21 protein-coding genes and 1 pseudogene are annotated in these 26,057 nt (G+C 72.3%); 13 read left to right on the top strand and 9 right to left on the bottom strand.

Features of this window, described 5'->3' with window-relative positions; all coding sequences use genetic code 11:
• Positions 1 to 179: 179 nt before the first annotated feature.
• The 9 genes from CP973_RS38545 (at position 180) to CP973_RS38500 (ending at position 9,774) form a co-directional block, all read left to right on the top strand.
• Positions 180 to 1,022, top strand: a complete 843-nt coding sequence (locus CP973_RS38545) for an IS5 family transposase (RefSeq protein WP_150249444.1) — start codon at positions 180 to 182, stop codon at positions 1,020 to 1,022.
• 216 nt (positions 1,023 to 1,238) lie between these two features.
• Entirely contained in the window at positions 1,239 to 1,595 is a 357-nt protein-coding gene (locus CP973_RS38540) for a YbaB/EbfC family nucleoid-associated protein (RefSeq protein ID WP_150249440.1), read from the top strand.
• Between the two features lie 194 nt (positions 1,596 to 1,789).
• On the top strand, positions 1,790 to 2,389 hold the full coding sequence (gene recR / locus CP973_RS38535) for a recombination mediator RecR (RefSeq protein WP_003984655.1): 600 nt from the start codon (positions 1,790 to 1,792) through the stop codon (positions 2,387 to 2,389).
• Entirely contained in the window at positions 2,382 to 3,047 is a 666-nt protein-coding gene (locus CP973_RS38530; RefSeq protein WP_150249436.1) for a DUF5063 domain-containing protein, read from the top strand. Before recR ends, CP973_RS38530 begins: the two co-directional genes overlap by 8 nt.
• A gap of 489 nt (positions 3,048 to 3,536) precedes the next feature.
• Positions 3,537 to 4,808 carry an aspartate kinase gene (locus CP973_RS38525; RefSeq protein WP_003984653.1) on the top strand — a complete coding sequence of 424 codons (1,272 nt, stop codon included), beginning with the start codon at positions 3,537 to 3,539 and terminating at the stop codon, positions 4,806 to 4,808.
• Positions 4,805 to 6,022: an aspartate-semialdehyde dehydrogenase gene (locus CP973_RS38515; protein ID WP_244410231.1), complete on the top strand. Its 1,218-nt coding sequence runs from the start codon at positions 4,805 to 4,807 to the stop codon at positions 6,020 to 6,022. Before CP973_RS38525 ends, CP973_RS38515 begins: the two co-directional genes overlap by 4 nt.
• Positions 6,023 to 6,438: 416 nt before the next feature.
• On the top strand, positions 6,439 to 7,110 hold the full coding sequence (locus CP973_RS38510) for a SigE family RNA polymerase sigma factor (protein ID WP_425282065.1): 672 nt from the start codon (positions 6,439 to 6,441) through the stop codon (positions 7,108 to 7,110).
• Positions 7,107 to 8,585: a DUF4232 domain-containing protein gene (locus tag CP973_RS38505; protein WP_150249434.1), complete on the top strand. Its 1,479-nt coding sequence runs from the start codon at positions 7,107 to 7,109 to the stop codon at positions 8,583 to 8,585. The genes CP973_RS38510 and CP973_RS38505 overlap by 4 nt, the downstream gene beginning before the upstream one ends.
• Positions 8,586 to 8,841: 256 nt before the next feature.
• Entirely contained in the window at positions 8,842 to 9,774 is a 933-nt protein-coding gene (locus CP973_RS38500) for an SURF1 family protein (protein WP_150249431.1), read from the top strand.
• Positions 9,775 to 9,792: 18 nt separating this feature from the next.
• On the opposite strand, the gene CP973_RS38495 is transcribed toward CP973_RS38500, so the two are convergent.
• The gene (locus CP973_RS38495) at positions 9,793 to 10,629 is read right to left on the bottom strand and encodes a pentapeptide repeat-containing protein (protein ID WP_150249428.1); all 837 of its coding nucleotides are present in this window, start codon (positions 10,627 to 10,629) and stop codon (positions 9,793 to 9,795) included.
• Between the two features lie 370 nt (positions 10,630 to 10,999).
• Positions 11,000 to 12,790 (bottom strand): S9 family peptidase, encoded by a 1,791-nt coding sequence (locus CP973_RS38490; RefSeq protein WP_208853444.1) that lies wholly within the window; start codon positions 12,788 to 12,790, stop codon positions 11,000 to 11,002.
• A 150-nt stretch (positions 12,791 to 12,940) separates the two neighbouring features.
• On the opposite strand from CP973_RS38490, the gene CP973_RS38485 reads away from it, so the two are divergent.
• Entirely contained in the window at positions 12,941 to 13,786 is an 846-nt protein-coding gene (locus CP973_RS38485; protein WP_150249422.1) for a class I SAM-dependent methyltransferase, read from the top strand.
• Between the two features lie 142 nt (positions 13,787 to 13,928).
• On the opposite strand, the gene CP973_RS38480 is transcribed toward CP973_RS38485, so the two are convergent.
• From CP973_RS38480 to CP973_RS38450, 6 genes and pseudogenes are all read right to left on the bottom strand, one after another.
• Positions 13,929 to 14,954: a PLL family lectin gene (locus tag CP973_RS38480; RefSeq protein WP_150249419.1), complete on the bottom strand. Its 1,026-nt coding sequence runs from the start codon at positions 14,952 to 14,954 to the stop codon at positions 13,929 to 13,931.
• Between the two features lie 211 nt (positions 14,955 to 15,165).
• Positions 15,166 to 16,572, bottom strand: coding sequence for a cryptochrome/photolyase family protein (locus CP973_RS38475; RefSeq protein WP_150249417.1), 1,407 nt, complete (start codon positions 16,570 to 16,572; stop codon positions 15,166 to 15,168).
• Between the two features lie 243 nt (positions 16,573 to 16,815).
• Positions 16,816 to 17,166, bottom strand: a pseudogene (locus CP973_RS38465) (hypothetical protein); the annotation flags it as partial.
• A gap of 162 nt (positions 17,167 to 17,328) precedes the next feature.
• Positions 17,329 to 17,703, bottom strand: a complete 375-nt coding sequence (locus tag CP973_RS38460) for a hypothetical protein (protein ID WP_150249414.1) — start codon at positions 17,701 to 17,703, stop codon at positions 17,329 to 17,331.
• 408 nt (positions 17,704 to 18,111) lie between these two features.
• The gene (locus CP973_RS38455) at positions 18,112 to 19,749 is read right to left on the bottom strand and encodes a protoporphyrinogen/coproporphyrinogen oxidase (RefSeq protein ID WP_150249410.1); all 1,638 of its coding nucleotides are present in this window, start codon (positions 19,747 to 19,749) and stop codon (positions 18,112 to 18,114) included.
• Positions 19,746 to 21,203 carry a globin domain-containing protein gene (locus CP973_RS38450; RefSeq protein WP_150249407.1) on the bottom strand — a complete coding sequence of 486 codons (1,458 nt, stop codon included), beginning with the start codon at positions 21,201 to 21,203 and terminating at the stop codon, positions 19,746 to 19,748. The genes CP973_RS38455 and CP973_RS38450 overlap by 4 nt, the downstream gene beginning before the upstream one ends.
• A 315-nt stretch (positions 21,204 to 21,518) precedes the next feature.
• Between CP973_RS38450 and CP973_RS38445 the strand changes: the two genes are divergently transcribed.
• The 3 genes from CP973_RS38445 (at position 21,519) to CP973_RS38435 (ending at position 24,982) form a co-directional block, all read left to right on the top strand.
• Positions 21,519 to 22,259, top strand: a complete 741-nt coding sequence (locus CP973_RS38445) for a response regulator (protein ID WP_150249403.1) — start codon at positions 21,519 to 21,521, stop codon at positions 22,257 to 22,259.
• Between the two features lie 603 nt (positions 22,260 to 22,862).
• A complete protein-coding gene (ctaD, locus tag CP973_RS38440) occupies positions 22,863 to 24,554 on the top strand; it encodes an aa3-type cytochrome oxidase subunit I (protein ID WP_425282084.1) in 1,692 nt (563 codons plus the stop codon).
• 47 nt (positions 24,555 to 24,601) lie between these two features.
• Positions 24,602 to 24,982: a hypothetical protein gene (locus CP973_RS38435; RefSeq protein ID WP_150249396.1), complete on the top strand. Its 381-nt coding sequence runs from the start codon at positions 24,602 to 24,604 to the stop codon at positions 24,980 to 24,982.
• Between the two features lie 24 nt (positions 24,983 to 25,006).
• Here the strand turns inward: CP973_RS38435 and CP973_RS38430 are convergent, their stop codons facing one another.
• Positions 25,007 to 25,432: an XRE family transcriptional regulator gene (locus tag CP973_RS38430; RefSeq protein ID WP_150249393.1), complete on the bottom strand. Its 426-nt coding sequence runs from the start codon at positions 25,430 to 25,432 to the stop codon at positions 25,007 to 25,009.
• Between the last annotated feature and the right edge of the window lie 625 nt (positions 25,433 to 26,057).

The following is a 26,057-nucleotide window of genomic DNA, read 5'->3' as shown; positions in this document are numbered from 1 at the left end:
TGAGTGATAGGGGAGGTGAGTGCGGCGTGTGTCACTCGCGTGGCAAATGAGGCGGAGATCCGGTTGTTGCGCGCCGCCTGCTCCTGTTTCGTCGCAAAGTGCGCCGGTTGGGTTCGAATGCCCCTGCCCGTCCGGCCCACACCCTGACCGGCGCCCCGGTCCTCGGCTACTCCGGAGGCATGAGCGCGCGTCGCCGCTATCCCAGTGACCTGTCAGATGCCCGCTGGGCCCTGGTCGAACCGCTGCTGACCAACTGGCGGGAGGAAATCGTCCGCCGGGGCCTCAACATCGGCCACCCGCCCCGCCATGACCTGCGCGATCTCCTGGACGCGGTGCTCTACGTGGCCCGCACCGGCATCCCCTGGCGCTACCTGCCGCACGACTATCCACATTGGAACACGGTCTACCAGTACTTTGCCCGCTGGGAGCAGGCCGGCGTCTTCGAGCAGCTCAACGCCCTGCTGCGGCGCCGCGTCCGCGAGGACGAAGGCCGCACGCCGGAGCCGACCGCGATGGTGATCGACGCCCAGAGCATCAAGACCTCCGCCAACGTCCCCGCGGCCGGCCAGGGCGCCGACGTCGGCAAGAAGATCGTGGGCCGCAAGCGGAGCGTCGTGATCGACACGACCGGCCTGCTGCTGGCCGTCCTGGTCACCGCCGCGAGCATCCAGGACTCCACCGCCGGCGAGACCCTGCTCAACCGGATCGCCGCCGCCCACCCCACCATCCGCAAGGGCTGGGCCGACCGCGGCTACCGCGAATACCTTGTCGACCGCGCCGCCCGCCTCGGCATCGACCTCGAAATCGTCCGCCGCACCCCCGGCGCAGCCCGCGGCTTCACCGTGCAACCGCGCAGGTGGTGCGTGGAGCGCACCCTGGGATGGCTGATGCTGAACCGCCGCCTGGCCCGCGACTACGAAGCCCTCCCGGCCCGCTCCACGGCCATGATCTACATCGCGATGATCGCCCTCATGACGCGACGCCTCACCAGAGAAACCACACCAACCTGGCGAGGACTATGAAACCTCGCCAACGCGGCACATCGAGACGAAACGTTGGGAGAAAACGCCCTCTGACCGCGGGCGGGCGGAGGGCGGCTACCGGGACGTGCCGGCCCCCGGTGGCGCGCGGGCCGCCCGTGCCGCCGTGCTCCTCCGTACGGCGTAGGGCGTAGCGCCGTTCGAGCACGTAGGCTCGGGCTACCGCACCAATCGTTGTCGTACGGCAGGAGTCACGTAGTGATCCCCGGTGGTCAGCCCAACATGCAGCAGCTGCTCCAGCAGGCCCAGAAGATGCAGCAGGATCTCGCGGCGGCCCAGCAGGAGCTGGCCGAAACCCCCGTCGAGGGCTCGGCGGGAGGCGGTCTGGTCAAGGCGACCGTGAACGGCTCCGGCGAGCTCCAGGGCCTGGTCATCGACCCCAAGGCGGTGGACCCCGAGGCGGGCAGCGCGGAGGAGAACGCCGAGACCCTCGCGGACCTCGTGCTGGCCGCCGTACGGGACGCCAATGCCAGCGCCCAGCAGCTCCAGCAGCAGAAGCTCGGCCCGCTCGCCCAGGGCCTGGGCGGCGGCGGCATTCCCGGCCTCCCCTTCTGAGCCGTCCGGCCGCCGGCCTCGGCCGCGGCTCCCTGGCCCGTCCCGACATCGGCCTCGGCCGCGGCCCCCTGGCCCGTCCCGACACCGGGACGGGCCAGACGAAAAGGTTCCGCGGACGGGGCCCCACAGGGCTCCCTTTCCGGGGAGCAGCCAACTAGCGTACGCAGCACGGCAGAAGAGAGAGAAGACGTTCCGTGTATGAAGGCGTGGTCCAGGACCTGATCGACGAGCTGGGCAGGCTGCCCGGCGTCGGTCCCAAGAGCGCGCAGCGGATCGCCTTCCACATTCTTCAGGCCGAGCCGACCGACGTCCGCCGGCTCGCGAACGCGTTGATGGAGGTCAAGGCGAAGGTGCGGTTCTGCAGTGTGTGCGGCAACGTCGCGCAGGACGAGCAGTGCCGGGTCTGCCTGGACCCCCGCCGCGACCCGGCGGTCATCTGCGTCGTGGAGGAGCCCAAGGACGTCGTGGCGATCGAGCGGACCCGCGAGTTCCGCGGCCGTTACCACGTGCTCGGCGGGGCGATCAGCCCGATCGAGGGCGTGGGCCCCGACGATCTGCGGATACGGGAACTCCTGGCCAGGCTCGCGGACGGCACGATCACCGAGCTGATCCTGGCCACCGACCCGAATCTGGAGGGCGAGGCGACGGCCACGTACCTCGCGCGCATGGTCAAGCCGATGGGCCTTCGGGTGACGCGGCTGGCCAGCGGACTGCCCGTCGGGGGCGATCTGGAGTATGCCGACGAGGTCACGCTCGGGCGGGCCTTCGAAGGGAGGAGACTTCTCGATGTCTGATGCCACGCTGCACGACGCGACGCAGAACCCGGACGATTTCGCCGTACAGATCTCCGACTCGATCGAAAGCTTCATCGTCGCGGTCACCGAGGTGGCCAAGGGGGACGAGCCGGACAGCGCTGTGCCGTTTCTGCTGCTGGAGATCTCCCAGCTGCTGCTGACCGGCGGCCGGCTGGGGGCGCACGAGGACATCGTGCCGGACGAGCGGTACGAGCCCGACGTCGGCCCGGAACCGGACGTGGACGAGCTGCGGGAGCGCTTCGCCCGGCTGCTGGACCCGGTCGACGTGTACTCCGAGGTCTTCGACCCGTACGTACCGCGCAGCGAGCCCGTCGCCTCCCGGATCTCGGACGACCTCGCGGACATCATCACGGACCTGCGGCACGGACTGGCGCACTACCGCGCGGGCCGGATCAGCGAGGCGCTGTGGTGGTGGCAGTTCTCGTACCTGTCGAACTGGGGGCCGACGGCGAGCGCGGCCCTGCGCGCGTTGCAGTCGCTGGTGGCCCACGTCCGCCTCGACCAGCCGCTGGACGCGCTGGACGGCCTGGACACGGACAGCGGCGCGGTGGACGGCGACGAGGAACGGCTGGCCGAGGAGGCCGGCAAGGTCATGGCGGCGGAGATCGCCGGGCCGCTGGGGCTGCGCCGGGTGTAGACGGCCGGTGGGAGTCGCGCGAGGTGTGAGACGGCCCGGTGGGAGTCGCGCGAGGTGTGAGACGGCCCGGTGGGCGGGTACGCGATCCTTTGACGCGGCCCACCCGTACGACGGCCGCCGCCACGGTCTCGTACGGTCGCGCCTCGATTCCGTATGGCCGCCGCCACGGCCCCGTACGGTCGCGCCTCGATTCCGTTCGGCCGCCGCCACGGTCTCGTACGGTCGCGCCCCGGTTCCGTACGGCCGCACCCCGGTGTGACCTGGCTTACCTTTCCGTGTGCCCCCGGGAGAAGCGGGCATGTGCTGGCCGAGCGGGTGCAACGGTGCGCCCACGCCGGTCCACGACAACGCGTGACGTGAGCCAGATGTCTCACCATGTGGTATTGGCGAGGCGGATTCCGCCTGCTCGTTAGACTGAGCCGACCGCAGTACCCCCGTGTCAGGGGGTCCGGGAGGAAACTCCCGAAGAGACAGTTGCGAGGAGCGCACGTGGGCCTTGTCGTGCAGAAGTACGGCGGCTCATCCGTTGCGGATGCCGAGGGCATCAAGCGCGTCGCCAAGCGAATCGTCGAGGCCAAGAAGAACGGCAACCAGGTGGTTGTGGTGGTCTCCGCGATGGGCGACACGACGGACGAGCTGATCGATCTCGCGCAGGAAGTGTCCCCGATGCCGTCGGGGCGCGAGTTCGACATGCTGCTGACCGCCGGAGAGCGGATCTCCATGGCCTTGCTGGCGATGGCGATCAAAAACCTCGGTCACGAGGCGCAGTCCTTCACCGGGAGCCAGGCCGGTGTGATCACCGACTCCGTGCACAACAAGGCGCGGATCATCGATGTCACCCCGGGCCGCATCAAGACGTCCGTGGACGAGGGCAACATCGCCATCGTCGCCGGCTTCCAGGGCGTCTCCCAGGACAAGAAGGACATCACCACGCTGGGGCGGGGCGGCTCGGACACCACCGCCGTCGCGCTGGCCGCGGCGCTGGACGCGGATGTCTGCGAGATCTACACCGATGTGGACGGCGTCTTCACCGCCGACCCCCGGGTCGTGAAGAAGGCCCGGAAGATCGACTGGATCTCGTTCGAGGACATGCTGGAGCTGGCCAGCTCCGGTTCCAAGGTGCTGCTGCACCGCTGCGTCGAGTACGCCCGCCGTTACAACATCCCGATCCACGTCCGCTCGTCCTTCTCCGGACTGCGCGGCACCTGGGTCAGCAACGAACCGCAAGGGGACCAGCCCATGGAGCAGGCGATCATCTCGGGCGTCGCGCACGACACCTCCGAGGCGAAGGTCACGGTCGTCGGCGTGCCGGACAAGCCGGGTGAGGCCGCGACGATCTTCCGCGCCATCGCGGACTCCGAGGTCAACATCGACATGGTCGTACAGAACGTGTCGGCCGCCTCGACGGGTCTGACCGACATCTCCTTCACCCTGCCGAAGGACGAGGGCCGCAAGGCCGTCGCGGCGCTGGAGAAGACCAAGGCCTCGGTCGGCTTCGACTCGCTGCGCTACGACGACCAGATCGCCAAGATCTCGCTGGTCGGCGCCGGTATGAAGACCAACCCCGGGGTGACGGCGACCTTCTTCGAGGCGCTGTCCAACGCGGGCGTGAACATCGAGCTGATCTCGACCTCCGAGATCCGTATCTCGGTGGTCACCCGTGCCGACGACGTCAAGGAAGCCGTGCAGGCCGTGCACAGCGCCTTCGGTCTCGACAGCGAGAGCGACGAGGCCGTGGTGTACGGCGGCACCGGTCGATGACGACCCCCTTCTCGGGTACGGCTACGGGCCGCGCGGGTGACCGCGCGGCCCGTAAGCCGCATCTGGCCGTCGTCGGCGCCACCGGCGCGGTCGGCTCGGTACTGCTCGGCATCCTCTCCGAGCGGGCCGACATCTGGGGCGAGATCCGGCTGGTGTCTCCCCCGAGCTCTCAGCTGCGTTCGAGCAGGGGGGACCCCCACCCGAGCTCTCAGCTGCGTTCGAGCAGGGGGGACCCCCACCCGAGCTCTCGGCTGCGTTCGAGCAGGGACCCCCACCCGAGCTCGGTCGGCCGCAAGCTGACCGTGCGGGGCGAGGAGGTCGAGGTCCTCGCGCTGGACGAGGAGGTCTTCGACGGTATCGACGTCGCGGTGTTCGACGTACCGGACGAGGTCGCCGCGCAGTGGGCGCCGATCGTCGCCGCCAAGGGCGTGGTGGTCGTGGACAACTCCGCCGCGTTCCGGCTGGACCCGGACGTGCCGCTGGTGGTCCCCGAGGTCAACGCGCACGCGGCCCGGGTACGCCCGCGCGGCATCGTCGCCAACCCGAACTGCACCACGCTCTCGATGATCGTCGCGGTGGGCGCGCTGCACGCCGAGTACGGGCTCAGCGAGCTGATCGTCTCCTCGTACCAGGCCGTCTCGGGCGCGGGCAGGGACGGCGTGGACACGCTGCGCTCCCAGCTCGCCGCCGTCTCGGGCACGGAACTGGGCACCACGCCCGGCGACGTACGGCGGGCGATGGGCGACACGCTCGGGCCGTTCCCGGCGCCGGTCGCGCTGAACGTCGTCCCGTGGGCCGGGTCCCTGAAGGAGGACGGCTGGTCCTCGGAGGAGCTGAAGGTCCGCGACGAGTCGCGGAAGATCCTGGGACTGCCGGGGCTGCGGGTCTCCGCCACCTGCGTACGGGTCCCGGTGATCACGACGCACTCGCTGACCGTGCACGCCCGGTTCGAGAACGAGGTCACGGTCGCCGGGGCGCACGAGATCCTGGCCTCGGCGCCGGGTGTCGTGGTCTGTGACGATCCGGCGCGGGGCGAGTTCCCCACGCCCGCCGACGTGGTGGGCACGGATCCGACCTGGGTCGGGCGGGTACGGCGGGCGCTGGACGACCCCCGCGCGCTGGAGCTGTTCGTGTGCGGGGACAATCTTCGTAAGGGCGCGGCGCTGAACGCGGCACAGATCGCCGAGGTGGTCGCGGCGGAGCTGGCGGCGTAGGACGCCGGAGGCCGGACGTCGGTGAGAGCCGGTGTCCGGTAAACGGTGCTCCATGGCCGGGAACCGCCGTCGGCGGCCCCGGTGGGCCGCTTCGGGCCGGGCTCTGACCCGATTGGTGCTGTCGCTGATCCGCTCAGGAGATACCTTGTGAGTCGTGTGAAGGTCCTGTGAGCGAGTCGTTGGTCCAAACCACTTGAACTGGTCCGACGGCGTGTTCGACCATTCGCTTCCCCCCTTGCTGCAACCGGTAGTTGGGAGGGGAGCGTCTTTGTCGCCGCCCCTCACGGGCGGCCACGGACCTGCGGGACAAATGGGGTATTTGGGGAAGAGCTGGTACGCATGAGGGCATTCGACCCACCGTCAAAAACGGTGTCTTGCGCGTACAACCCTGATGGGGGGAAACGTGTCCAACAGGCGTGGCAGAGGTACTCGGCATCACGATCGCCCCAGGGGGCTCCGGCGGCACGGCGGTGCGGCCGTTGCGGCGCCGTCTGCCCGGGGGCATGCCGGTGATCGCCCCATGGCCTGCCGCGCAGCCCGCGCAACCCGCGCAGCTCTCCCCCCAGCGTGGGGACACTGACGACGCGATGGCTGCGGGCACGACTGTCGACCATCTCACCGAGACCTACCGCGCGCACTACCGTTCGCTGCTGGGGCTGGCCGCGCTGCTGCTGGACGACACCGCTTCGTGCGAGGACGTCGTCCAGGAAGCCTTCATCCGGGTGCACTCCGCCCGGGGCCGGGTGCGTGACCCCGAGAAGACCCTCGCCTATCTGCGCCAGACCGTCGTCAATCTCTCCCGCTCCGCGCTGCGCCGCCGCATCATCGGACTGAAGCTGCTCTCCAAGCCGATGCCCGACATGGCCAGCGCGGAGGAAGGCGCGTACGACCTCCTGGAACGCGACCAATTGATCAAGGCGATGCGCGGACTGCAGCGTCGCCAGCGCGAGGTCCTGGTCCTGCGGTACTTCGCGGACATGACCGAGGCGCAGGTCGCCGAGACGTTGGGGATATCGCTCGGTTCGGTGAAGGCGTACGGCTCACGGGGTATCGCGGCGCTGCGCGTCGCCATGGAGGCTCCCGCATGAGTGGCAAGCTGTTCGGCCCGTACGACCCGCATGATCCGCAAGACCCGCACCACCGGCAGGATCCGCACCACCGGCAGGATCCGCACCACCGGCAAGAACCGCACAACCGGGAGGAGCGGCAGGACCGGCAGGAGCGGCAGGACCAGGACGTTTCGCGAGAACCGGATGAACTGCACGGCTCGGGTGGTGCCCGTGACGGGCGTGGTGCCCGTGACTCGCGTAATGCCCGTGATCCGCATGATGCCCGTGATCCGTTGAGGTCGGGCGGCGATGGTTCCGGTGGCGGCTTCGGCGATGGCTCCGGTGACGGTCCCGCCATCGGGTCCGGCGATGGCTCCGGTGACGGTCCCGCCATCGGATCCGGCGATGGCTCCGGTGACGGTCCCGCCATCGGATCCGGCGATGGCTTCGGCGTCGGCGAGGACGAGCTGCGGCGGCTGCTGCGCTCCGCCGTCGACGATCTGGAGCCCGCTCCCGACGCGCTCGACCAGCTGCGCCGCGCGGTCCCGGCCCGGCGCCGCCGGCGCCGCCATGCCGTGGTCGGCGCGGCCGCGGCCCTCCTGCTCGGCGGTACGTCCATCCCCGCGATGGTGCATGTGGCCAGCTTCACCGACGGCCCCGAGGACCGCCCCGCCAACGCGGCCAGTACGCAGCGCACCCCGGGCGGCGCCTCGGGCTCGCACGGCGAGGGCACGGAGCACACCGGCAAGCCGCCGGCCGGCCACGACGGCAGGAAGACGGAAGAGGGAGCCAAGCCCACCGAGCCGGGCAAGGGCCCGGACAAGAACGGCAAGCAGCCCGGCACCGGTGGCGGCACCACCCCCGACCCGTCCGCGACGATGGACGTCACCTCGCCCGCCTGCTCGCGCGCGCAGCTTGGCAACGGTGTCAGCACGGTCGGCCCGGCCGACTCGGCGGGCCGCATCTACGGCTCGTTCCGGGTGGTGAACACCTCCGACACCACATGTTCGGTTGAGGGCGGCGGCCAGGTCGGCGTGCTCGCCCAGGGCAGTACGAACAGTTCGCGCATCAGCGTCGTGGACCACACGGCGGGCGACGCGGCCCCCGGCCTGCCCGACCCGATCACGACGCCGGACCAGCTGGTGCTCAAGCCGGGCCAGGCGTACGAGGTCAAGTTCGCGTGGGTGCCGGCCGAGGGCGGCGGCGCCACCGGCTGTGCCGCGCCCCCGCCCACGCCGTCCCCGGCCCCGTCCAAGGCACCCGGTGAGACGACGCCCGGCGCCTCGGCCTCCACCACGGACAGCGGCAGCGGCGGGGGCGGCGGAGGAACCACGGGCGGTGGCGGCCAGGCCGGCGGCGACGACGGCACGCCGGGCGGCGGTGGCTCCAAGCCGCCGAGCGGCGTCGTGCTCAATCACACACCGGAGGCCGGGGAGCCCGCGGCGGCGGACGCCAAGATCCCGGACGCCTGCGCGGGCACGGTCTACCGGACCGAGGCTTTGCTGGTGAAGTAGCTGGTGGGGGCCGAGGCTTTGCTGGTGAAGTAGCTGGTGGGGGCCGAGGCTTTGCCGGTGAAGTAGCTGGTGGGGGCCGAGGTTCTGCCGGTTGGGGAGTCGGCGGTCTCCGTCGAGGTTCCGCCGGTGCGGTAACCGATGGTCTCTGCTGAGGTTCTGCCCGTGAAGGGGCCGGTGGGCCCTGCCGGGTGGGTGGTGGCGGGGCGGTTCGGCCCCGCCGTCCGGTCCGGGCGGCGCTCCCCGTACCGTTGGCCATGTGTACCGGTTCCTGCTGACCCCGCGGTGGTGGGGAATCAACGTCTTCGCCGTACTGGCGATCCCTTTCTGCATCTTCATGGGCAGCTGGCAGCTGAGCCGCTTCGAGGACCGCGTCGATACGCACCACCAGCAGAAGGACCGGTCCGCCGAGGCGAAGACCGCGGCCGCCCGGCCGCTGGCCGAGCTGCTGCCGGTGGACAAGGTCACCTCCGGGCGCCAGGCCACCGCGACCGGCCGCTACGACACCGCGCACCAGCTGCTCGTACCGGACCGTGAGCTCGACCAGCGGCGCGGCTTCTATGTGCTGACGCTGCTGCGTACGGACGGCGGCAAGGCCCTCCCGGTCGTACGGGGCTGGCTGCCCGGTGACGCCGACGCGCCGGAGGACCGGGCGAAGGTGCCCGCGCCGCCGAGCGGTGCGGTGAAGGTCACCGGCGCGCTACAGGCGTCGGAGAACCAGGGCACCGACGGGGTGCACGCGGGCGGCGGGCTGCCGGCCGGGCAGCTCGGCATGATCAGCGCGGCGTCGCTGGTCAACATCGTGCCGTACGACGTGTACGACGCCTGGATCACCGTGACCGACGCGCAGGCCCCGCTGCGGGCCGTACCGCCGACGGCGGCGGAGGGCAGCGGCCTGGACCTGAAGGCGTTCCAGAACCTGGGCTACACCGGTGAATGGTTCGTGTTCGCCGGGTTCGTCGTCTTCATGTGGTTCCGGCTCTTCCGCCGGGAGGCGGAGGCGGCCAGGGACGTGGCGCTGGGGCTGGTTCCGGAGGAGGGGCCGGACGGGGCGGACGACGGCGCGTCCGGGGAGCAGACGAAGCAGGCGGAGCGGGCGGAGCGGGCGGAGCGGGTGAAACAGGCGGAGCAGGCGGCCAAGGTGGAGCAGGCAGAGCAGGCAGAGCAGGCGGCCAAGGCGCCGCGGCCCTGACCGCTCTGCGGGATACCCCTACTTCCAGTGGGCCGGGCGGCTCAGACCCGTCGGCAGCTTGGTCGTCGCGTCGCCCTTGGCCGCGTTGAGCTGGGACTGGGTGACGAAGATGGCGCCGGTGAGGTCGGCCCTGCTCAGGTTCGCGTCGCGGAAGTCCACGCCGATCAGGTCGGCGGTGCGCAGATCGGCGCCCCTGAGGTCGGCGGCGATGAGGTAGGCACCGCGCAGGTTGGCGCCCCGCAGGTCGGCCCCCGTGAGGCGGGCGCCGATCAGGTCGGCCCCCCGGTGGTTCTTCTTGCGGCCGGGAACGGTGGCCCGCACCAGTTCGCTGGTACGCAGCAGCAGCGCGTTGACCTCCTGCCGTACGGCCGCGACATCCACCTCCGCGAGCGCCTCGGCGCTGCCCCGGGTGAGCCGGTCGGTCTCCTTGAGGGCGCGGCGGAGGTCCTTGTGGGCGGGGCGGGCGGACGGCAGCGACAGGGCCTCGGTGAGATACCAGAGCAGTTCGTGGAGCTGGCGCATGACCGGGAACACGTCGAACATCGGCCGCGCCGTGTCCGGCGCGCTGCGCCAGTCCGTACCGCCGAAGGTCACCTGGGAGACCTTCTGGCCCGCGCCGAAGCAGTCGAAGACCGTACAGCCGGAGAAGCCCTTGTCGCGCAGGCGGGCGTGGATGCCGCAGCTGAAGTCCGCCTGGAGGTTGCCGCAGGGCTTGCCCGCGGGCTTGTCGACCGCGAAGTCGGCCGAGGCGGCGAAGGGCAGTGCCACACAGCACAGCCCGAAGCAGCTGCCGCAGTCGGCCTGCAGGTCGAGACGGCCGTCACCGGCCGAGGGGGCTTCCTGCTTCTGGGACACCGCGCGTGATCTCCTGCCACAAAACGAGCAGGAGCACGCTCCTGCCACATGTTGAGCACGGCCCGCGGCCGCCGTGGCCCCGCCCCCGCGACCGCCATGGCATCGCCTCCGCGACCGCCATGGCATCGCCTCCGCGGCAGCCGTGGCACCGCTTCCGGGACGGTTATGGCACCGCTTCCGCGACCGCCGTGCTCCGTACAAACCTCCATTGTCCCGGACGGGGAGGGGAGGCGGGGCGGGGGTGTGGGGGATCACGGGGCGGGGGGGGAGGGCGGAGGGCTTGGGCCGGTGCTCTGCGGGCTTCCGAGTCCTTCCCCCTCCCCCCCGGCCCACCCCCACCCCGCGCCCCCACCCCCGCCCCCTTCAGCCCCTACTCCCGAAGCTTTCCACCCCCGCCCAGCCCCAGATACCGCCGCGTGAAGTCCAGCTCCAGCCGGACCTGCTTGATGCGCTCCTCGACGACCAGTGAGCCGTGGCCGGCGTCATAGCGGTAGACCTCGTGGGGGTGGTTGCGCGCCTTCAGGCGGTCGACGTAGTTCTCCACCTGGCGGATGGGGCAGCGCGGGTCGTTGACCCCGGCGGAGATGTAGACCGGCGCGCGTACCGCGTCCACGTACGTCAGCGGCGAGGACGCCTCGAAGCGCTCCGGGACCTCCTCCGGCGTCCCGCCGAGCAGCGTGCGGTCCATCGCCTTCAGGGCCTCCATCTCGTCGTGGTACGCCGTGACGTAGTCCGCCACCGGGACCGCCGCCAGGCCCAGCGCCCACGCCTCCGGCTGGGTGCCCAGCCCGAGCAGCGTCAGATAGCCGCCCCACGAGCCGCCGGACAGCACCAGCCGTTCCGGGTCGGCCAGCCCGGAGGAGACGGCCCACTCCCGCACCGCCGCGATGTCCTCCAGCTCGATCAGTCCGACGCGGTGCTTGAGCGCGTCCGTCCACTCACGGCCGTAGCCCGTCGAGCCGCGGTAGTTCACCCGCACCACGGCGAAGCCGTGGTCCACCCATGCCGCGGGCCCGGACGCGAAAGCATCGCTGTCGTGCCATGTCGGACCGCCGTGCACCTCGAAAACGGTCGGGAACGGGCCATCGCCCGCCGGCCGCTGCACCAGCGCGTGGACGGTGCCGCCGGGGCCCTCCACCCACGCGTCCGTCACCGGCACCGACCCCGGCGCCTTCGCGCCGGGCGGGTCCAGGACGACCGCCCCGCTGGTCGAGCGCACCTCCGGCGGCTGAGCGGCCGACGACCAGAGGAACTCCACCGCACCGTCCGGCCGCGCCGTCGCCCCGGAGATCGTGCCGGTGGGCGTCTCGACGCGGGTCAGCGTCCGCGTCAGCGGCTCGTAGCGCCACAGTTCGGCGCGGGCCCGGAACTCGTGCTCCACCAGCAGGGCCGCGCCGTCCGGATACCAGTCGGCGCCCACGTCGCCCGGCAGGTCGATCGCCAGGGCGCTCTCCTCGCCCGACAGCGGGTCCCAGATCATCGGCTCCCAGCGCCCGCGCCGCTGGTGGCCCACCAGCAGCCGGGAGTCGCCGTCCACCGGCGCGAAGCCCATCACCGACAGGCCCAGCTCCTCGGTGCCGCCCTTGGTGTCGTCCAGTTCGGCGACGGTGGTGCCGTCCGGCCGCACGACCCGGATCGCGGAGTGCATCGCGTCACCGTGCTCGGTGTGCTCGATCGCGATCAGGGAGCCGTCGTGCGACAGGGCGCCCACGCCCGCCGACTCGCGGTGCCGGTAGATCTCCACGGGCGGCTGTCCCGGCCTTACGACATGGATGGTGGTGCCGTCCTCGTCCGTGGACCGGCCGATCACCGCCGTGCCGTCCCGGCCGAGCGCCAGGCCCGCCGGATACGAGGGCTCCAGGCCCGGGGCGGCCGGCTCGTCCGCGCCGCCGCCGAACGGCTGCCGCTGCCAGACGCCGAACTCGTCTCCGTCGGTGTCCGAGAACCACCAGATCCACTCGCCGTCCGGCGTCAGCGTGCCGTCCGTGGTGCCGTTCGGCCGGTCCGTGACCTGCCGCTGCTCGCCGGTCGCCCGGTCCCAGGCGTACAGCTCGTAGGTGCCTGTCGCGTTCGAGACGAACAGGGAACGGTCCGGGGCGTCCTCGGCCCACTCGGGCAGGCTGACCCGCGGTGCCCGGAAGCGCTTCTCCCAGTCCGGCATGGCCCCGGGGGACCCGGCCGCCCGCGAGGCGTCCGCCGCCCCGGAACGGTCGGTGTTGGCAGTGGTGGTCTCGTCAGTCATGGCCCCATTCTGCGCAGGCCCGGGAAAAATCCGCTGGCGCGGCCCCCAGCCTGTGGATAACTTCGGCGGATGCTGACACACAAGGGACCCGAGGACTGGCGTGCGGCCAACCGGGCCATGTGGGACGAGCGCGTTCCGCTGCACCTCGCCAGCGACTACTACGACCAGGACGGCTTCCGCCGGCGCCGCGATGTGATCCGTGACTTCGAGGTGGCGGAGGTCGGCGACGTCACCGGCAGGACGCTGCTGCACCTTCAGTGCCACATCGGCCAGGACACCCTGTCCTGGGCCCACCGCGGCGCCGCCCACGTCGTCGGCCTGGACTTCTCCGAGCCCGCCGTCGAGGCCGCCCGGGCGACGGCCGCCGAGCTGGGCATCGGCCCGGAGCGCGCCACGTTCCTCGCGGCCGACGTGTACGACGCGGCCGAGGCCGTCGCCGCCTCCCCGGCCGCCCCGGACACGTACGACATCGTCTACACCGGCATCGGCTCGCTGTGCTGGCTCCCGGACGTCCGCCGCTGGGCCGATACGGCCGCCTCGCTCGTCGCCCCCGGCGGCTTCCTCTACCTCGCCGAGTTCCACCCGATCACCGACGCCCTGGACGACGAGAGCGCCTCCCGCGTCGCGCACGACTACTTCAGCCGGGACGCCTGGGTCGACGAGAGCCCCGGTACGTACACGGACTTCTCGGCCCCCACGGTGCACAACCGCCGCGTCGAGTGGCAGCACACCCTCGGCGACGTGGTCTCCGCGCTGGCCGCGGCGGGCCTGCGTCTGGAGTTCCTGCACGAGCACGACATGACGATGTTCCAGCGCTTCGGCTCGCTGGAACGCGGGGACGACGGCTTCTACCGCCTGCCCGCCGACCGCCCCCGCGTCCCGCTCATGTACTCGCTCAAGGCGACGCGCCCGTAACGCCCGTACGGTTCACGTCGATCCCTTAGGGATCACGCCGCGCCCGTAGGGTTCACGTCGCACCCGTACGGTCCACGTCGCGCCCGCCGGGCGCACCACGCCCGGCCGCCTCACACGTTCTCCGCCCGCTGCCCCGGCCGCCTCACACGAACTTCTGCGGCCGGTGCCACAGCGCCTCGTCCGTGCCGCGGAAGAACAGCTCCAGCCGCCCGTCGCGGTTGGTGCCGACCACCGGGTCGCCGCCGACGTTGCGTACGACCTCGAAGTGGCCGCTCCAGTCCACGCCGTTGATCCGCGATTCCTCGGCCACGTACATGTGGCCGTTGGTGCTGTGGTGGAAGACCACCAGCCGCCCGTCGGCGGCGCGCGCCAGCGCCGGGGTGCCCTGGACGCCGCCGGCCAGGCTGGACGCGGAGGACCACGAGTCGTATCCGGCCTTCTGCTGGATGTGCCACAGCTGGGTGTCCGTGCCGCGGAAGAAGACCTGGATGCGCTGGTCGGAGTCGAGACCGGCCTCGACGCCGCCGCCGATGTTGCGGACCAGCTCGAAGTGCCCGCTCCAGGAGTCGCTGGAGTCGGGGACCTTCTGCTGGTTGTCGTAGAGGTTGCCGTTGGTGCTGTGGTGGAAGACCTCCACCTTGCCGTCACCGGCCCGCGCGACCGCCGGGTTGCCCTGGACGCCGCCGGCCAGGCTGGCGGGCGCCACCCAGTTCTCGTAGTCGACGTTCTGCTGGTACACGTGCCACAGCTGGGAGTCCGTGCCCCGGAAGAAGACATCCAGGCGCCCGTCGGCGTTCATGGCGGGGACCGGGTCGCCGCCGATGTTGCGCACGATGATGTCGTCCGGGTTGAAGCCGACGTTGATGGCGCTCTGCCGTACGTGGTGCAGGTGCCCGTCGGAGCCCTTGTAGAAGACGGAGATCCGGCCGTCCACGCCGCGGATGGCGTTGGGTTCGCTGCCCAGCGAACCGCCCATGTGCTCCCAGTCGCTCCAGCCGCCGTCGCGCGTCTGCCAGATCGTCCACAGGGCCTGCTCGTTCTTGCCGCGGGCGAACACCTGGAGCCGGCCGTCGGCGTTGGGGGCCACGGAGGGGTTGCCCACGATCTGCCCGTGCAGGGACGTGACCTCGTCCCAGGCCAAGCCGGGCGTGGTGGGGATGTCGACCATGATCGCTCTCCTTCGTGCGTTACGAGTGGAGCAGGTCGGCGCACAGGCTAGCCACGGGAACCCGGGCCGAGAACGCGGCGCGGTCGATTGACCGGAACCATCCGCAATACCCGGCCATGAGCGGTATTCGGCGGCCCTCGGCCGCACCCGCCCGGAGAGCCGAGCCCTGCCCCCCCATCACCCCCTCGCCACCTCAACCAACCCCTCCCTCTCAATCAACCCCTCCTTCCTCAATCACCCCCCGCGCCCGCTTGAACCGCGCCGAACCGTCGGCCAGATCGACCACCGGTTCCGGATAGTCCAGCCCCGCCCGCGCCGCCGCGGGTGCCAGCTTCCACGGCTGGTGGACCGCCCCGCCCTCCAGGCCCGGCACGTCCGCCAGCTCCGGCACCCAGCGCCGTACGTACGCGCCGTCGGCGTCAAAGCGCTTCGCCTGGGCCAGCGGGTTGAGGACCCGGTTGGGGCGCGTGTCGGTGCCGGTGCCCGCCGCCCACTGCCAGTTCAGCTGGTTGTTGGCCAGGTCGCCGTCCACCAGGAGCGACAGGAAGTGCGCCGCGCCGAGCCGCCAGTCCAGATAGAGCGTCTTCGTCAGGAAGCTCGCGGTCAGCAGCCGCGCGCGGTTGTGCATCCACCCCTCGTGGGCGAGCTGCCGCATCGCCGCGTCCACGATCGGGAAGCCCGTACGCCCCGTACGCCACGCCTCGGCCTCCTGCTCGTCGCGGCGCCAGCGGTCGTGCCGCGTCCGGTAGTCGGCGTGTGCCGCGGCGGGGCGCGCCGCGAGCACCTGATGGTGGAAGTCCCGCCAGGCCAGCTGCCGTACGAAGGCGTCGCCGCCGGCCCCCTCCCCGCCGGCCTCGCGGGCGCGCCGGACCAGTTCGACGGCGGACAGTGTTCCGAAGTGCAGATGCGGCGAGAGGCGGGAGGTCGCGTCCCCGGCGAGGTCGTCCTGCCGCTGTGCGTAGCGGTCGAGCGGGCCGCGCAGCCACGCCGTCATCCGGCGGCGGCCCTCGGCCTCGCCGCCCGCCGCGAGCCCCGGCGACACCCCGGGTACGTCGCGGCGCCGCGGCACGGGCCGCGAGCCGACCCCGTCGGGGACCCGCAGCCGTCGCGGCGCCCGCAGCACGTCGCGGTGGCGCTCGGCCTGCCAGCGGCGGAAGTACGGCGTGAAGACCGCGAAGTGGTCGCGGCCGGCCGGGGTGACGGTGCCCGGCGCGAGGGCGGTGATCACCGCGTCGTGCACGTGCAGCCGCCGCCCGTCGGCCTCCAGCGCACGCCGCAGCCGTTCCTCCCGGCGGTGCGCGTACGCGCTGACGCCGCCCGCGATGTGCACGTCACGGGCGCCTGCCGCCGCGGCCACCTCCGCCGCCTGCTCGACGACGTCTCCCGTACGCATGACGAGCCGGCCCCCGCGCGACCGCAGCGCGTCGTCCAGATCGGCCAGGCAATCGGCCAGGAACGCACGGCGGTTGGGCACGTCGAACCCCGCGGCCCGTACGCCGTCGTCCACGACGAACAGCGGCACGACGCCGCCGTCGCCCTTCGAGGCGGCGTTCAGCACGGGGTTGTCGTGGACCCGCAGGTTGGAGGTGAACAGGGCGATGGAGGGGGAGGCGGTCATGGGGGTGCTCCGGGGAGAGGAGGGGCGGGTGCGCTGCGGTGTGGGGGTGGGGGCCGTGGGTCATGCGCCCCGGTCGGTCCGGTCGGTCCGGTCGGTCCGGTTGGTTCGGTCGCTCCGGTCGCCCCGCCCGGCCCCTCCGATCCCTCCGGCTCCTCCGGCCCCTCCGGCTCCTCCGGCTCCTCCGGCTCCTCCGGCTCCTCCGGCTCCTCCGGCCCCGCGTACCCGCCCGGCCGTCGGCCACAGGAGGCCCGCGACCGACAACGCGCCCCAGCCCACCGAGACGGCCACCGCCGCACGACGCCGGGCCCGGCCCGGCAGCGTCACGCCCAGGAGGGCCGCGTCACCGAAGTCCGCCGCGATCCGTGCGCAGGCGGCGATCCGCAGGGCCGGGCCGGCCGGCGCCAGGGCCAGGGCCAGACCACCGGCCGTGTCGCGCCAGGCCAGCGGGCGCAGTGCCGTACGGGTCGCCGCCGCCACCCGCCCGTCCGCCTCCGCCAGGCCGGAGGGCTTGGCCAGCAGGGCGGGCCAGGCGGTGACCACCAGGCCGTACACCGCCGTTGACGCACCCACCGTGCGCAGCAGTCCCACGTGCATCGTCCGCCTCCTTCGTCGGGCTCCGGAGGCGTGTACGTCACCGCGCACCACCGCCGCCTCTACCGGTGCGTACCCACTCTTCCCCTTTTGTGGCATTCCGGCGGCACAACGCGCCCGGCGACGGCCGGCGCGCGGCGCACCGCGCCCGGAGGGGCGAAGGGCTCAGACGTCCAGTTCCGATTCGATCTGCCGCAGGCGGTCCCGCGCGGTGTCCAGGTCGCCGCTGGCCCGGTCCAGGACGAGGTAGACGAAGATGCCCTGGCGGCTGCGGCGGGTGAGCGGGCGGATGAGGTGCAGCTCGTCGTCGAGCGTGATCAGGATGTCCTGGACCCGCTCGGGGCGGTAGCCGAGGAGTTCCAGTGTGAACAGCTTCGCCCGCACCACGTCGGTGTCACCGCGGGCGGCCGTTTCGAGGTCCGGCCCGGCCGGGTCGCCGACCGCGCCGAGGGTGAGCCGGCTGAAGTAGTCGACCACCGAAGCACCGAGTACGCCCTTGAGCTGTACCAGATCCTGCAGCGTCTCATCGATGCCTGCCATGGCCACCCGCCCCGGACGCCTGGGCCCGCTCGTACGTCGGACCGGCCGCCGACGAAACCGCTCCGTACAACAGGAGCGCGGCGTGGTGGCCCCTGACATTATTTTGGCACGGCTGGCCGGAAAGTGACGTCGGATCAGCGGATGTGCTGGGTGATGAGAGGGGGGCGGGCGGGGGCGAGGTGATGGGTGGGGGCGAGGAGGCGCGCAGGGGTGTGGTGACGGGCGGGGGAGAGGTGACGTGTGTGGATGAGATGACGGGTGGAGGCGAGGTGACGCGTGGGGGCGAGGTGATGGGTGAGGTGACGCGTGGGGGTGAGGCGGCGGGTGGTGCGGATGAGGGCGCGTTCCGGCCGCGCGCGAGCGCAGCGCGGGCGCAGCGCGGGCGCGGCGCGGGCGCGCCCGTCGCCTTCAGGCTGCTGTCGTGGCGATGAGTTCGTCCGCCGCGCGCTGGCCGCTCGCCACGCAGTCGGCGACGCCCACCCCGTCGTACGCGGCGCCGCACAGTCGCAGGCCCGGCAGCCGGGACAGGCCGTTGCGGACCCGCGTCACGCGGGCCGGGTGCCCGACCGCGTAGTGCGGCAGGCCGCCGATCCAGCGCGTCACGTCCGTCGCCACCGGCCGCGCGGCCAGCCCGGTGGCCTCGCCCAGGTCGCGCAGCGCGGCGGCCACCAGGTCGGCGTCGTCCAAGTACAGGACCTCCTCCTGGCCGTACCGGCCGATCGAGGTGCGCAGGACGAAGAGGTCCTTGGCCCGCTCCGACAGCCAGTCCCACTTGCGCGTCAGGAACGTGGACGCCTTGATGGTGTGCCCGTCCCCCGGCGGTACGAGGAAGCCGCACCGGCCGTCGAACGCGGTCAGCCCCGCCAGGTCCGAGCGCCGGAACGCCATCGTGACCAGCGCCATCGACGCGTACGCGACCTCGGACAGTTCGGCCGCCGCCAGCGGCGCCTCGGCGGCGAGCAGGGTGGCCGCCGACCACGCCGGCGTCGCCAGCACGATGCCGTCGCACAGCAGGGTGCGGGCCGCGGTCCGCACCTCCCAGCCGTACGCGGTACGGGTCAGCGCGAGGGCCGGGGTGTTGCGCAGGATCGCCCCGCCGGCGGCGCGTACGGCATCGGCCACGGCGCCCGCCAGAGTGCCCGCGCCGCCGTCCAGGCCCAGGTAGTCGGGGCCGCCGCGGGACAGGTCGGGGATGGTGTGGGCGGTGCCCGAGGCGCTACCCGAGGCGTTCCCCGGGGGCCTGCCCGTCGCCGGGCCCGTGCGGGCGAACTCGGGGCGGGGGCGCGGGATGAACGGCCCCGAGCGCGGCCGGTCGGCGATCCGCCGCTGCTCCGCGAGCCGCCGCTCCTCGGCGATCTCCCGAGCCGCGGCGCGGCGCCGCTCCTCCGCGTTGCGCTGTTCGGCCAGGCGCCGCTGCTGTTCGGCCGTCCGCCGGCGTACCCGCCGTACGCCGGTCAGCAGCGCGCCGTCGTGCCGCGCCGCCTCGAACAACTGCGGCACGGCGGCCCGCAGCGACACCTCGTACGTGTCGGCCGTCCGGGCCCGGCCGAGGACGTCCCGCCCGCGGCAGCTCGGGATCGGCCGCAGCCCGCCCCGCGTCCACAGCGCGGCGTCCGTCGCGGCCGGGACCCGCAGCCGGTCGCCGAGGCCCACCTCCCGCGCCAGGTCCACCGCTTCCGGCCGGGGCACCCGCAGCGCCTCGGCGCCCAGGTCGACCGGCGTCCCGGCGATCTCGCCCGAACGCAGCTTGCCGCCGAGCCGGCCGGTGGACTCCAGCAGCGTCACGCGCAGACCCGCGCCGGTGAGCCGGTGGGCGGCGGCGAGGCCCGCGATGCCGCCGCCGATGACGACGACATGCCGCGCGAGCGCCCGCCCGGTGCCTGTGGACCCGGCGGAGTCCTGGGCCCCGGGCGCCGTGGCGGGCCTGGCGGTTCCGTTGGTTCGGGCGATTCGGGTGGTTCGGGTGGTTCGAGCGGTACCGGTGATATCGGCTGCCCGGTACGCCGAACCGTCCCCTACCGCGGACGCGGTCGTCGGCACGTTCATGACTCGACTCCTTCGAACGCCGTGCTCGCTGCCGTCGGCGCCCCCGTGCCGCCCGCCGCGCCGCCCGCCATGCCGCGCGACGACGGACGCAGGATGTCCGAAAGCGGGTCGTGCCGGATGCTGCCGGGCGGCATTCCCGCGGCGGTCAGCCGGGTCACGGTCGCCTCGACCACCGCGGTCGGACCGCTGACGTACGCCTGGTGCCCGGACCAGTCGCCGTGCCGCGCCACGGCCTCGGCCACGGCATCGGCCAGCGCGTCGTAGCCGTCCTCCCCCCGGCCGAAGGCGGCGCCGGTGCCGGGCCGCCGCCCGATCACGGGCGTCACCCGCAGCCAGGGCCGCCGCCGCTCCAGCTCGGACGGCGGGCCCGCGTCGTACAGGTCGGCGAAGCTGTGCGCGCCGAGGAACAGCCGTACGCTCCGGTGCCGGCGCCGCGCGGACAGGTCCTCCAGCAGCGCCTTCACCGGCGCCCAGCCGGTGTCGGCCGCCACCAGGACCAGGTCGCTCGCCAGCTCGTCGTCCAGCGTCATCGACCCGCGCGCCGGGCCGACGCGCAGCGTGTCACCGGCCCGCGTGTGCGCCACCAGGGCTTCGCTGACGCCGCCCGCGCACGACTGCCGCACGTGGAACTCCAGCTCGCCGTCGGGCCGGGGCGCGCAGGCGATCGAGTACTGCCGCCACGCCTGCGGCAGCAGCGGCGACTCCAGGGCCGCGAACTGGCCCGCGCGGTACGGGTACGGCTCGTTCGTGCGCACGCGCAGCACCGCCAGGTCCGGGCGGCGCAGCTCGTGCGCGGTCACCTCGGCCTGCCAGTACGGCGGTTCGGCGAGGGCCGCCTCGGCGCCGCTGACCATGGCCGCGACGGCGAACCGCAGCATCCGCACCCAGGCCTGCTCGACGGCGTCGGCCCAGCGCGGGCCCGCCGTACGGCGGAGCGCCTCGCACAGCGCGGCCTCGAACGCCTGGAAGTGCACCGGCCGCACCCCGAGCTTGCGGTGGTCGCGGCCCAGCCGCCCGAAGACCTCCGCGATGTCGTCCGGGCGGTGGAGATTCTCGATCAAGTACCAGAAGGCACGCGCCAGATGGGCGCGCTGGAATTCCATCGACTCCGGGAACAGCGACCGCAGATAGGGCCAGCGCCGGAACATCGTGTCGTAGAGATGGGTGATCAGCTCGCCGAAGGGGGTCACGAGTTCCAGGTACTCGGTGATGACCCGCTGGTCGGCGGTGCCGTCGTAGGTCGCGGGGTCGAAGTCCGCCGCGCCGTGGGGCGACGGGCCGGGGCCGGCGGCGTCCGAGGACCGGCCGATGGCGCGGGGAGCACCGCCCGCCCGGCCGGCCGCGAACCCCTGCGGAGCGGCCGGCTCGGACCCCGGGGACAGGATGCGCCGCCGCAGCCGCATGGCCTCGTGGCGGGCGAGCAGGGCGTGGTAATCGTCGTTGACGGTGCTCATGAGCGTACGGCCTGACCGGTGAGGGAAGCGGGGGCGGAAGCGGTGCGGGAAGCGGCGCGGGAAGCGGGGGCGGCGGGGGAGGCCGGGAGGACCGGGATGGCGCTGTGCGGTCGGGGGTTGCGGGCATACGACGCGAGGCGTGGCATGAACGGACCTCCTGAAGGGGATGGGGCGCGTCAGTATGGCACTGGGCAAAGGTGACCGAACGGCCCTATTCCCCCAGGACTTCCGGCCCTCGCGGAAGATCGTCCCGCGGGTGTGTGATGCCGTGCGCACCCCCTCGTACGCGACCCCGGCCGACAGAACGAGAGCCGAATGAACCAGCATCCCGGGCCCATCGGGCCCACCGGACCCGACGCGCCGCCCCTGCGCGTGTTCATCCTCGACGACCACGAGGTGGTCCGCCGGGGCGTGCGCGACCTCCTCGACGCCGAGGACGGCATCGAAGTCGTGGGGGAGGCGTCCAGCGGGGCCGAGGCCCTGGCCCGGGTGCCCGCCGTACGGCCGCAGGTCGCGGTGCTCGACGTACGGCTGGGGGAGCGCGGCGAGTCGGCGAACGGCGACCACGAGGGCATCGAGGTCTGCCGCGAACTGCGCGCCCGGATGCCCGACCTGGCCTGCCTGATGCTCACGTCCTTCGACGACGACGAGGCGCTGTTCGACGCCATCATGGCGGGCGCGGCCGGTTACGTCCTCAAGCAGATCAACGGCTCCGACCTGGTGAACGCGGTACGGACGGTGGCGGCCGGCAAGTCGATGCTGGACCCGCGCACGGCGTCCCGCGTGATGGCGCGCCTGCGCGCCCCGCAACAGGCCGACACCTCACCGCAGTCCGAGCTGGACCGGCTGGCGCCCCGCGAGCGCGAGATCCTGGAGCTGATCGGCGAGGGCCTGACCAACCGTGAGATCGCCGACCGGCTGTTCCTTGCGGAGAAGACGGTGAAGAACCGCATCTCCACGATCCTCTCCAAGCTGGGTGTCGGGCGGCGCGTGCAGGCCGCGGTGATCGCCGGGCGCATCCGGGGACAGCAGGAGCTCCAGCGCGGCGGCCGGTAGGGGCCGAGCGCGCCGACGGCGCGGGGCGGACACGGGTCCGTTCCGCGCCGTTTCCGTACAGCCGTTCAGCCGTGCAGCCGTACCACCGCAGAGCCGTGCAGCCGTACCACCGCAGAGCCGTGCAGCCGTACCACCGCACAGCCGCACAGTCGCACAGCCGCACAGTCGCACAGCCGCACCACCGCATCGCCGTACGGCAACGGCCCGCCCCTCCGGCAACGGCCCGCCCCTCCGGCAACGATCCGCCCCTCCGGCCAAGGCCCGCCCCTCCGGCCAAGAGCCGCTCCCGCCGGTCAAAGGCCCCCGCTCCCCGCCCCGTTCGGCCCCCCGGCCGGCCGTCCGCGCCGGGGACCGTCGGCCGCCGTCCCGGCCCGCACGGCCCTATGGCACCACCCGTGCCGCGTCCGATGCTGATGTGGCCGGGAAGAGCCGGGTCTCTCCCCCGTGCTGAAGGCTCTTCCCGGCCCGTTGAGTTCATGCGCCAGAATTGAAGGACACAGCCCGGTGGACGGATCGGATACACGCACAGAGAAAGACTCCGGGACGCACGGCGGCTCCGGCGCCCCGGACCGGCCCGTCACCGAGCCGGGCGGTCACCGGACGGTGGACGGGCACGACGGCGGGGCCGGGGCGACCACCGGCCCCGCCACCGACGTCCCGCACGCCTCCCCGGGCTCCTACCCCGTACGCCGCCGCATCCCGGTGGAGTGGCTGACCACCACCGACCACAAGAAGATCGGGACGCTGTACCTCGTCACCGCCTTCGTGTTCTTCCTCGTGGGCGGCCTGATGGCCCTCCTGATGCGCGCCGAGCTCGCCCGGCCCGGCACGCAGATCATGTCCAACGAGCAGTTCAACCAGGCGTTCACGATGCACGGCTCGGTGATGCTGCTGCTGTTCGCCATGCCGCTGTTCACCGGCTTCGCGAACTGGCTGATGCCGCTCCAGATCGGCGCCCCCGACGTCGCCTTCCCGCGGCTGAACATGCTCGCCTACTGGCTGTTCCTGTTCGGCTCGCTGATCGCGGCGGCCGGCTTCCTCACCCCGCAGGGCGCCGCCGACTTCGGCTGGTTCGCCTACGCGCCGCTGTCGGACGCGGTGCACTCGCCCGGCGTCGGCGCCGATATGTGGATCATGGGCGTGGCGCTCTCCGGCTTCGGCTCCATCCTGGGCGCGGTCAACTTCATCACCACCATCATCTGCATGCGCGCCCCCGGCATGACGATGTTCCGGATGCCGATCTTCACCTGGAACGTGCTGCTGACCGCGCTGCTGATCCTGATGGTCTTCCCGGTGCTGGCCGCCGCGCTGTTCGCCCTGGAGATGGACCGCAAGTTCGGTTCGCACATCTTCGACGCGGCCAACGGCGGCGCGCTGCTGTGGCAGCACCTCTTCTGGTTCTTCGGCCACCCCGAGGTCTACGTCCTCGCGCTGCCGTTCTTCGGCATCATCTCCGAGGTCATCCCGGTCTTCTCCCGCAAGCCCATGTTCGGCTACATCGGCCTGATCGCGGCGACCATCTCCATCGCGGGCCTGTCCATCACCGTGTGGGCGCACCACATGTATGTGACCGGCGGTGTGCTGCTGCCCTTCTTCGCCTTCATGACGTTCCTGATCGCGGTGCCGACCGGGGTGAAGTTCTTCAACTGGATCGGCACCATGTGGAAGGGCTCACTGTCCTTCGAGGCCCCGATGCTCTGGGCCACCGGCTTCCTGATCACCTTCGTCTTCGGCGGCCTGACCGGCGTCATCCTGGCCTCCCCGCCGATGGACTTCCACGTCTCCGACACCTACTTCGTCGTCGCGCACTTCCACTACACGCTGTTCGGCACGGTCGTGTACGCGATGTTCGCCGGGTTCCACTTCTGGTGGCCCAAGTTCACCGGCAAGATGCTGGACGAGCGCCTCGGGAAGATCACCTTCTGGACGCTCACCGTCGGCTTCAACCTCACCTTCCTCGTGCAGCACTGGCTCGGCGCCGCGGGCATGCCCCGCCGGTACGCCGACTACCTCGCCGCCGACGGCTTCACCACCCTCAACACCCTGTCCTCCATCGGCTCCTTCATGCTCGGCCTGTCCTTCCTGCCCTTCTTCTACAACGTGTGGAAGACCGCCAAGTACGGCAAGAAGGTCGAGACCGACGACCCCTGGGGCTACAGCCGGTCCCTGGAGTGGGCGACCTCCTGCCCGCCGCCCCGGCACAACTTCACCTCGCTGCCCCGCATCCGCAGCGAATCCCCCGCCTTCGACCTCCACCACCCCGAGGTGGCGGCGCTCGAAGCGTCCCGTCACTGACCCGCCGCACCCCGTCCCCACCCGCAGTCCCCCGGAATCAGGAACTCATGTCCCACGATGTCCTGGCGCTGGGCGCCGCCGTCCTGACCGCCGCGGGCAGCGTCTGGTACCTGCCCGCCCTGCTCGACCTGCGTGCGGGCCCCGACCGCCCGCTGTCCCTGCGTGTCGCCGCCGTCTCCTGCCTGATCCTGTGGTCCACCCCGGCCGCGCTCGCCGTGCTCCTCCTGCTGGCCGTCCCCTGGCCCGCGCTGGCCACCACGGCGGCCACCGGCCTCGCGGCCTCGGCCGCCGTCCGTATCGCCGCCGCCTGCCGGCGCTCGCGGGAACAGCGGGAGGAGGACGAGCGCTGGACGGCGCTCCATCTGGGCCACCCGCCGGCCCGGCACCCCGGGCGCTTCCGGGGTGTGTTCCGGGGACGGATGATCTAGAGGCGCGTCCCGGGAACGGATGATCTAGCAGGGAGCCGACGGCTCGGCGGGCGGTACGGACGCGGGCGGCCGGCTCCGCTCGATCTGCCCCATGGCCTCGGTGACGTGGTCGAGCAGCTCGGCGGGGAGCCCGTCGGCGCGCGGCGACGGGGCGGTCACGTCGCCGGTGTGCAGCGAGGTCAGGAACCGCAGCCCCTCCGCGACCCGCGCGGTGATCTCGTCGCGGTCGAAGAAGAAGGCCGGGCTGACGTCGAAGTACTCTCCCAGGACCGCCAGCTGCCGGAACGTGGGATTGTCACGGTGCCCGTTGCGCAGCAGGGAGATGTACGAGTGGGAGATGATCCGCTCGCCGGCCGCCGCGTTGATCGAGGCGGCCACCTGCCGGTTGGACGGCGGGGTCCCGTCCGGCGTCGTGGTGCGCTCGAATAGGTAATTGAGTTTGGCGGCCAAGCTGCCGGCTCCGCCCTCCTGAGCGTGCTGCACGATGCCGGACCCACCCCCTCCTGTTGCTCGCCGAGAAATGCGGGAATAATTGAACGCCGCCGTCCGCCGCTTCCTCGCGGCCCCCTCCGACGGCCTTCGGCCCGCTCCGGTCGCGGAGCGTGGGCGACCCGGTACAGGCGGGTCGGAGGGTGGGTCATCCTAGTGCGCGGCGGTGACCGGAGTCAGTCCCACCGGTTCCGGAACGCAGCGTCTCGGCCACCCCGGCAAGTGCGGTGGCGGGCTTTTTCTGTGATGTGCAGTCAGGTCCTGTCAGGTGCCTTTCAGCGCTGTTGACTCGCGTGAACGAGCTGGCTACCTTGGGGTCCGCAGAGTCTGCCGACCGTTCCGCATCGGGGTGTTGGGGCAGGTGACAGCGGGTGCGGCGCCACTGACCCGGCGCAGCGGCCCGCGGTGGACCTGCTCTGCCGCGCAGTGCGGAAGGTGGCGGACGGAGGTGAATCGCCAACGGTTTTGTACGCCCGGGGTCCGCTCTTCGGCTCTCCGCGCGGTGTTTCGGGGGACGGCCGCAAACTGACCAGGCGGCCAGGCGTTCCTCCCGTTCGTCGCGCATTTGTCGAAGCGGTTCCCCGTA

Source organism: Streptomyces albofaciens JCM 4342, assembly GCF_008634025.1.
In the GTDB taxonomy this organism is placed as follows: Bacteria; Actinomycetota; Actinomycetes; order Streptomycetales; family Streptomycetaceae; genus Streptomyces; species Streptomyces albofaciens.
The sequence above is the reverse complement of the archived record's forward strand: the minus strand, read 5'-3'. Positions and strand labels throughout refer to the sequence as shown.

Excerpts from the sequence above, each read along its gene's own strand:
- CP973_RS38545 (WP_150249444.1), top strand. The coding sequence starts at position 180 with ATGAGCGCGCGTCGCCGCTATCCCAGTGACCTGTCAGATGCCCGCTGG.
- CP973_RS38530 (WP_150249436.1), top strand. The coding sequence starts at position 2,382 with ATGTCTGATGCCACGCTGCACGACGCGACGCAGAACCCGGACGATTTC.
- CP973_RS38515 (WP_244410231.1), top strand. The coding sequence starts at position 4,805 with ATGACGACCCCCTTCTCGGGTACGGCTACGGGCCGCGCGGGTGACCGC.
- CP973_RS38505 (WP_150249434.1), top strand. The coding sequence starts at position 7,107 with ATGAGTGGCAAGCTGTTCGGCCCGTACGACCCGCATGATCCGCAAGAC.
- CP973_RS38490 (WP_208853444.1), bottom strand. The coding sequence starts at position 12,790 with ATGCCGGACTGGGAGAAGCGCTTCCGGGCACCGCGGGTCAGCCTGCCC.
- CP973_RS38485 (WP_150249422.1), top strand. The coding sequence starts at position 12,941 with ATGCTGACACACAAGGGACCCGAGGACTGGCGTGCGGCCAACCGGGCC.
- CP973_RS38480 (WP_150249419.1), bottom strand. The coding sequence starts at position 14,954 with ATGGTCGACATCCCCACCACGCCCGGCTTGGCCTGGGACGAGGTCACG.
- CP973_RS38475 (WP_150249417.1), bottom strand. The coding sequence starts at position 16,572 with ATGACCGCCTCCCCCTCCATCGCCCTGTTCACCTCCAACCTGCGGGTC.
- CP973_RS38460 (WP_150249414.1), bottom strand. The coding sequence starts at position 17,703 with ATGGCAGGCATCGATGAGACGCTGCAGGATCTGGTACAGCTCAAGGGC.
- CP973_RS38455 (WP_150249410.1), bottom strand. The coding sequence starts at position 19,749 with ATGAACGTGCCGACGACCGCGTCCGCGGTAGGGGACGGTTCGGCGTAC.
- CP973_RS38450 (WP_150249407.1), bottom strand. The coding sequence starts at position 21,203 with ATGAGCACCGTCAACGACGATTACCACGCCCTGCTCGCCCGCCACGAG.
- CP973_RS38445 (WP_150249403.1), top strand. The coding sequence starts at position 21,519 with ATGAACCAGCATCCCGGGCCCATCGGGCCCACCGGACCCGACGCGCCG.
- CP973_RS38435 (WP_150249396.1), top strand. The coding sequence starts at position 24,602 with ATGTCCCACGATGTCCTGGCGCTGGGCGCCGCCGTCCTGACCGCCGCG.